The 7,356-nt window shown below is 64.3% G+C and carries 6 protein-coding genes and 1 tRNA gene; 2 read left to right on the top strand and 5 right to left on the bottom strand.

Annotated elements, in window-relative coordinates; genetic code table 11:
* Window positions 1-190: 190 nt before the first annotated feature.
* Entirely contained in the window at window positions 191-946 is a 756-nt protein-coding gene (locus HQN59_RS06970; RefSeq protein WP_176067400.1) for a TIGR04255 family protein, read from the top strand.
* 368 nt (window positions 947-1,314) lie between these two features.
* Window positions 1,315-1,809 carry a hypothetical protein gene (locus tag HQN59_RS06965; RefSeq protein WP_176067398.1) on the top strand — a complete coding sequence of 165 codons (495 nt, stop codon included), beginning with the start codon at window positions 1,315-1,317 and terminating at the stop codon, window positions 1,807-1,809.
* Between the two features lie 350 nt (window positions 1,810-2,159).
* Here HQN59_RS06965 and HQN59_RS06960 read toward each other — a convergent pair whose 3' ends face one another.
* The 5 genes from HQN59_RS06960 to pepN form a co-directional block, all read right to left on the bottom strand.
* Window positions 2,160-2,639 carry a hypothetical protein gene (locus HQN59_RS06960; RefSeq protein ID WP_176067396.1) on the bottom strand — a complete coding sequence of 160 codons (480 nt, stop codon included), beginning with the start codon at window positions 2,637-2,639 and terminating at the stop codon, window positions 2,160-2,162.
* Window positions 2,636-2,998 carry a hypothetical protein gene (locus HQN59_RS06955; RefSeq protein ID WP_176067394.1) on the bottom strand — a complete coding sequence of 121 codons (363 nt, stop codon included), beginning with the start codon at window positions 2,996-2,998 and terminating at the stop codon, window positions 2,636-2,638. The genes HQN59_RS06960 and HQN59_RS06955 overlap by 4 nt, the downstream gene beginning before the upstream one ends.
* A 256-nt stretch (window positions 2,999-3,254) precedes the next feature.
* A tRNA-Thr gene (locus tag HQN59_RS06950) sits at window positions 3,255-3,330 on the bottom strand.
* A gap of 73 nt (window positions 3,331-3,403) precedes the next feature.
* The gene (locus tag HQN59_RS06945) at window positions 3,404-4,657 is read right to left on the bottom strand and encodes a diphosphate--fructose-6-phosphate 1-phosphotransferase (protein WP_176067392.1); all 1,254 of its coding nucleotides are present in this window, start codon (window positions 4,655-4,657) and stop codon (window positions 3,404-3,406) included.
* Window positions 4,658-4,667: 10 nt separating this feature from the next.
* Entirely contained in the window at window positions 4,668-7,349 is a 2,682-nt protein-coding gene (pepN, locus tag HQN59_RS06940; protein WP_176067390.1) for an aminopeptidase N, read from the bottom strand.
* Window positions 7,350-7,356: the final 7 nt, after the last annotated feature.

Raw genomic sequence — 7,356 nt, 5'->3', positions numbered from 1 at the left:
GCTTGCGCGTCTTCTTGGTCGAGAGATTCAGGCCGAGTCCGAGCTGCTTCATGCTCGCCATCGTCGCGCCGGCGCCGACCTCATGCAAGACGGGTCAGCACGGGGTTATGCAGACCTTCCCTAGGCGGTCAGCTCTTCCAGCTGCTCTGAGGTACGCTCTTATGATCGGATAAACAAAGGAACGCCGCGGATGCCCCGCTACCAACGGAACTTTCTGACAGCGGTGATCTGTCGTGTCGACTTCGAGCGTCTGCCCGTGCTCGGGGCCGCCGAGCGGCCGCCTCTCTCGCTCGCGATCGGCGAACTTTTCCCGGCTCTCACTACCAAGCCTAATACCGAGCTGGCGGTGAGCGTGGGGCCAAGCGGAACCCATGTTAGTCAGAAAACACCGTCGACCATATATGAGCATCGCAGGGCCGGCGAGGAATTCCCTTTTGTCGCCCTTAGTTCCGAACACATCGCCCTAGAGTACAGGAAGGGTTACCAGGACTACTTGTCTTTCCGCTCAGAGATCGCTCACGTGATGCGAGCGTTGCTGGAGCAGCATCCCACATTGATCGCCAATCGGGTTGGTCTGCGCTACATCAACCAGATAGTTTTTCCCACCGGTGCCCCGCTTGATTGGAACGGCCTTATCAATCCCGAGCTTGTCGCCAGCGTGTCTGCAGGTTTGCCGGGTGGAATGAAGCTGGCGCGCTCTCTTCATCAGATGCAATCGTTCAACGATGAAGTGACCCTCACGAGTACCTACGGCGCGTCTAATCCCGACTATCCGGGCGAGCTTGTAAGGCGTCATTTCGTACTCGACTTCGATGCTTCCCGGACACGAGTCGCGTGTAGCGATTTGATTGAGGCAATTGGCCGCCTGAATGCCGCTTGCGAAGACGCATTTGAGCGCAGCATCTGTGACGAATTGCGAAACATTATGGGGCGCATTGATGACTAACCATCAACCCTTACCGACTCAACCTGATAGTACTGCCGAATCAGGCAAGGCCGTGACTGCTAGCACCCCAACGCTGGTGCACATGTCAGAAGAGCTCGAGAAGGCCATAGAGTCGCTAAGAAATGAACTCGCGCTCGCTATACCGACCTACGAAGCGGCCAATGTGAGTTTTTCGACTTCGGTAGACGACGTACGTCGCGCGATCGACCTGTTGCGCGAGGAATTGGCTCAGTCGGCGGCACGATACGCGACGGCGCAGCCGCGCAGGATCGTTACGCGATATGCCCTTAAGTAACCTAGAGCCTCGGTACTATCGTTCGGAGCTACCTAGATACGAGCAAGGGGACGTCCTACGGGACGTTGTCTTGGTGGAGTGGGCTGAAGAGCAAGGCGGCACCATCGAAGTTCGGTCCAGACAGCTACCGTACTGTGTAATCCTGTCCCAGGATTGTGACCTCGAGCACGATTACAACCAACGCCAAGACTCCACCAGAGCAGACAACGACAAGTACCTCCTGACGCTTTTGCTCGCGCCGGCATACCCGGCCGAGATATTCCGCGAAGGCGCCCACCTCCAGGAGCAAGACCTTAAGATGCAGCGCATCAACAGTACGGCGTGGAAGCAACTCACTCAGAATGGCATGATGAGGTATCACTTCCTCACTGGACGAGCGGAGCTTCAGGTCCCGGACCTCGTTATAGACTTCAAGAGCTTCCTTACAACACCGCGCGAGGTGCTTTATCGGCCGGAGTTCGCGTCGAACTACTTGGTGACCTTGGAAGTCATTTTCCGCGAACATTTATCCGGTCGTTTCGCGCACTACTTGAGCCGCATAGGGCTGCCTGATTTTTCCTCGCCGTAACTGGAACACCCGTTAAGGTGCGGCGTTTAGCGCAGCCCCGCTTCTAGAGGTGCACGCGGGTCGCGATTTGACTGCCTCACCTTCGCGCACATCCGCTGAATCGAGCGTTGCGCCGAGCGGGATCCTGCCGCCGATCCGGAGATCGGTCACATGTTGCCGGTGCAGCAGGCGTTCGACCGCCTGGAAACCTGGCCGCTCGCGGACCCTGCCGAGGCTGCAAAGGCGTTCAGCGGTCGCTTCTGCCGGCCTCGTGGAGTATTGCCCCACCCCAAAGAAACCCCTGAAATTCCGGCCGCCTACAACCGAGCTGGGAGGTGCGGGCGATGGAACCAGGCCGTCGGCACCCAAAGCTACGCTACACGCCCGCGAGGGAACTGAGCGTCTTTACTGTCAGGAACAGCGTCTTCTTGGGTAAGCGGAAACCGACGGCCGAGGGCAAAAGGCCCAAGTTCGACGCGCAAATCGCTATCGTCCGCGATCCAGACTATTTCAGTAGGAGAAAAGATGTGAGATAAGGCTTTGGCGGCTCGAACCGGCTCAAAGCCCATCTCCGTGGCTCTAGTTACGTCCATGCTGAGGGTAAGCAAGCCTTCTGGTTCCTCGGCATAGCGGCGAGCAAGCACTACGAACGACTCATCCTGCTTCAGCTCGATACGCAGCGCGGCGGCCATGAACCAGCCTAGGTCATCGACAAACGTTTGGAATTGTCCCTGAGCCAGCCCTTCGTCGCTGTACTTAATAACCAAGACGGGCTTGAAGGCTGCAGACTCCTCCAGGTTCCTCACCGGGATCCAGGAAACGCGAGGTTCCTCCACGTCTTTCCCTTTCACAGCTGAAGGTCAACGCCACCCTGCAAGTTCAGCTGGCCGACGTATCGAACGCGTGTGAAGCGTACCGGAATCATGGCGAAGTTCGGGTTAGCAGGAACCAGCACCGCATGGCCAGATTGCGCAGACCACATCTGCAGACAGCCGAGCATCGGCACTCTGTAGCTCGGCGGTAGTGGGGTTTCGAACTCGACGCCATCTTGGTTGGGTGGTAGCGGGCCATAGTACGCCTTCACAGCCGCTATGGCGCCGCCATTGGGCGCTTGCCCCCAAACCTGTCCAGAGTTCAGCTGAAGAACCATGACCCCGAGGTCTTGGTTGGGGAGGCCCGTTGCGACTCGATGATAGATCTCGATGGGCAAGGGACCTCCCATAGCTGCTTGCCAAGCAAGCCGTTGAGGTAGCTGTACGCTGGCGGGAATAGCCCAAAACCAGCGCTAAGCCATTGACTTGTATCTGAGCCTGGCGGAGAGGGCGTACGCTCCGTACCACTAAGAAAGCGAAGGGGCGGCAGGCCGATCGAACAACCCTGCGCCCTTCGTCTTACATCGGCCCTTACATGGCACTTCTTGCGTAGTGAACAGCTTGGCTAAACCGCAGCCAAGCTGTTGATTTTGTTGGTGCCGGTGAGAAGAGTCGAACTCCCGACCTTCGCATTACGAATGCGCTGCTCTACCAACTGAGCTACACCGGCGTTGCACCCCGAGCAAGGCTCGGCGGCAAACCCGAGATTCTAGCCTACGGCCGAGTCGATGGGCGCCGTTCGCTCAGGCCTTGATGTCGAACGGTGTCAGCTTCTTCTCGACCAGCGCGTTCTTCAGCGTCACGTACACCGGCAGGCCGTCGCGATAGGTGGGTGCGTCCTCGCCCTGGATCAGCGGTTGCAGATAGCGCCGGCATGCATCGGTGATGCCGAAGCCGTCTTCGGTGATGAAGTCGCGCGGCATGAACTTTTCTACATTGGCGACTTCCGACAGCGGCGCCGAGCCGATGCGCCACTCGTAGGGCGCGTCGGAAACGCGTTCGATCGTCGGCATCACCGCATTGGCGCCATCGAGCGCGAGCTCGACCGCGCGCCGGCCGACCGCGTAGGCCTGCTCGACGTCGGTCCTCGACGCGATGTGGCGTGCCGCGCGCTGCAGGTAATCCGCGGTCGCCCAGTGGAACTTGTGGCCGAGCGCTTCCTTGACCATGCCGGCGACGACCGGCGCGGCACCGCCGAGCTGGGCGTGGCCGAATGCGTCGCGGGTGCCCTGCTCGGCGAGGAACGTGCCGTCGGGGTGGTGACAGCCCTCCGACACCACCACCGTGCAGTAGCCGTATTCCTTGACCTTGCGGTCGACCTGCGCGATGAACGCGGCGCGATCGAACTCGATCTCGGGGAAGAGGATCACGACCGGGATGCCGTGCTGCTCGATCAGGCCGCCGGCGGCGGCGATCCAGCCGGCGTGGCGCCCCATCACCTCGAGCACGAACACCTTGGTCGACGTGCGCGCCATCGAGCGCACGTCGAACGACGCCTCGAGCGCCGACACCGCGACGTACTTGGCGACCGAGCCGAAGCCGGGGCAGCAGTCGGTGATCGGCAGGTCGTTGTCGACCGTCTTCGGCACGTGGATCGCCTGCAGCGGATAGCCCATCGACTGCGACAGCTGGCTGACCTTGAAGCAGGTGTCGGCCGAATCGCCGCCGCCGTTGTAGAAGAAGTAGCCGATGTCGTGCGCCTTGAAGACCTCGATCAGGCGCTCGTACTCGCGCCGGTTCTTGTCGAGCGACTTCAGCTTGTAGCGGCACGAGCCGAACGCACCCGACGGCGTCGAGCGCAGCGCGGCGATGTCGGCGTCGCTCTCGCGGCCGGTGTCGATCAGGTCTTCGGTGAGCGCGCCGATGATGCCGTTGAGGCCCGCGTACACGGTGCCGATGCGGCCGGCGTTGCGACGCGCGGTCTCGATCACGCCGCAGGCCGAGGCGTTGATGACGGCGGTGACGCCGCCCGATTGCGCATAGAACGCGTTCTTCACGGGGCTTCCTTCAGGTCTGGGGTTCGTTGCCGAGCGCGCGCCCGACGATCTCGCGGGTGTCGCTCGAGAGCGTGGGATGCGCGGCGACGCGGCGCAGGGCGGCCTCGGCAAGGCCGCGATACGGCTCGGCGAGCTGCTTCCAGCGGTCCATCACGCGCGCCATGCGCGCGGCGAGCTGGCGGTTCATGGCGTCGAGCTCGAGCACGCGGTCGGCCCAGAACGCGTAGCCGGCGCCGTCGGCGCGATGGAAGCCCGCCGGGTTGCCCATGCAGAACGCGCCGATCAGGCTGCGCGCGCGGTTCGGGTTGGCGAGGCTGAAGTCGGGGTGATGCAGCAGGCGCTTGACGGCCCCGAACACCTCGCCGTCGCGCTCGGGCGCGCTCGCCTGCATCGAGAACCACTTGTCGATGACGAGCGGCTCGTTCGCGAAGAGCGCGTGGAAGCGCTCGAGCGCGGGCTTCGCGAGCGCGGCGTGCGAGCCGAGCAGGGCGCCGAGCGCACCCTGGCGGTCGGTCATGTTCGACGCGTCCTTGACGCGCTGGTAGGCGCGGCCCGGCCACGCCTCGTCGCCGCGCGCGACCGCGTCGATGCAGAGCATCGAGAGCGCGAGGTTGACGAGCGCGCGGCGGCCGGCGTCGACCGGGTCGGGCCGGTACGCGCCGGTCACCTGCAGCGTGTCGTACGCCCACTCCCAGTCGGCGCGCAAGGCGCCCGCGAGCTGCGCCTTCATCGACTCGCGCACCGCGTGGATGCGCTGCGGGTCGACCCGCTCGAGCTGCTCGGCGACGTAGATCTCGCTCGGCAGCGTGAGCACGAGCTCCTTGAACGCCGCGTCGAGCTCGGGGCTGCGCAGCACGCGCCGCATGGCGTCTACGAACGCGCTGTCGAGCGTGTCGGGCGCGTCGCCGGCGACGGCGGCGAGGATGCGCGCGAGGGCCAGGCGCTGGCCGGCTTCCCAGCGGTTGAACGGGTCGCTGTCGTGGTTCAGGAGGACCAGCAGCTCGTCGTCGCCGAGGCCGTCGGAAAGCACGACCGGCGCCGAGAAGCCGCGCAGCAGCGACGGCACCGGCGGCTCGTCGACGTTGACGAAGGTGAAGAACGCCTTCGCCTCGTCGAGCACCAGGAGGCGCGAGGTCGCGCTGCTCGGCGTCTCGTCCTCGAGCTCGACCGGCAGGGCGCGCCCCGAGCGGCCGATCAGGCCGACGGTGATCGGGATCACGAACGGCTCGGCACCCGGCCCGGCGGTCGGCCCCGGCGCCTGCTCGAGCCCGAGCGTGTAGGTGCGGGTCGGCGCGTCGTAGCGGCCGCGCGCGGTGACGCGCGGCGTTCCGGCCTGCGCGTACCAGCGCTTGAAGCCCGGCAGGGTGCGTGCGAGCTCGCTCTCGGCGTTGGCGTCGGCGATGGCCTGCGCGAAGTCGTCGCAGGTGACGGCCTGGCCGTCGTGACGCTCGAAGTAGAGCGTCATGCCCCTGGCGAAGCCGTCGCGTCCGACCAGCGTCTGCATCATCCGCACGACCTCGCCGCCCTTCTCGTAGACGGTCGCCGTGTAGAAGTTGTTGATCTCGACGTAGCTGTCGGGCCGCACCGGGTGCGCCATCGGCCCGGCGTCCTCGGGGAACTGCACCTGGCGCAGGCCGCGCACGTCCTCGATGCGCTTGACCGCGCGCGCCGATGCGCTTTCGACCATGTCCATGCTGAATTCCTGGTCGCGGAAGACCGTCAGGCCCTCCTTCAGGCTCAGCTGGAACCAGTCGCGGCAGGTGACGCGGTTGCCGGTCCAGTTGTGGAAGTACTCGTGGCCGACGACCGACTCGATGCCGAAGTAGTCGGTGTCGGTCGCGGTCGCCGGCGTCGCCAGCACGTACTTCGTGTTGAAGATGTTGAGGCCCTTGTTCTCCATGGCCCCCATGTTGAAGTCGCCGACCGCGACGATCATGAAGCGCTCGAGGTCGAGCGGCAGCTTGAAGCGCGCCTCGTCCCACACCACCGACGCGACCAGCGAGTTCATCGCGTGCTCGGTCTTGTCGAGATCGCCACGCCGCACCCACACCTGCAGCAGGTGCTCGCTGCCCGAGCGCGTGCGGATGTGCTGCTCGCGCGCGACCAGGTCGGCCGCGACCAGCGCGAACAGGTAGCTCGGCTTGGGGAACGGGTCGTGCCACTTCGCGAAGTGGCGCCCGCCTTCGAGCTCGCCCTGCTCGACGAGGTTGCCGTTCGAGAGCAGCACGGGGTACTGTGCCTGGCTCGCGCGCAGCGTGACGGTGTAGACCGCCATCACGTCGGGCCGGTCGAGGAAGTAGGTGATGCGTCGGAAGCCCTCGGCCTCGCACTGCGTGAAGAAGCCGCCGCCCGAGGTGTAGAGCCCCGACAGCTGGGTGTTCTTCTCGGGGCAGCAGGTGTTCCTGATCTCGAGCGTGAAGTCGCCCTCGGGCAGGTTGTCGATGACCAGGAAGCCGGGCTCGTGGCGGAACGACACCGACTGCCCGTCGGCGAGCACGCGCGTCAGGTTGAGCTCCTCGCCGTGCAGGCGCAGCGGCCCGGCGGGCACGGCGCGGTTGCGCTCGACGGTCATGCGGTTGATGACCATCGTCTTGGCCGGATCGAGGTCGAACGTCAGCTCGACCGTGCGGATCCAGAACGGCGGCGGCGCGTAGTCCTCGCGGCGCACGAGCGGGGCGGTGTCGGTTCGCATGGTGCTT

Origin of the sequence: Rhizobacter koreensis, assembly GCF_013366375.1 — a bacterium.
Lineage (GTDB): Bacteria > Pseudomonadota > Gammaproteobacteria > Burkholderiales > Burkholderiaceae_C > Schlegelella_A > Schlegelella_A koreensis.
This window is presented reverse-complemented; position numbering and strand designations above follow the sequence as displayed.

What these genes read in the sequence shown, in the direction of transcription:
- pepN (WP_176067390.1), bottom strand. Translation starts at nt 7,349, where the DNA reads ATGCGAACCGACACCGCCCCGCTCGTGCGCCGCGAGGACTACGCGCCG.
- HQN59_RS06970 (WP_176067400.1), top strand. Translation starts at nt 191, where the DNA reads ATGCCCCGCTACCAACGGAACTTTCTGACAGCGGTGATCTGTCGTGTC.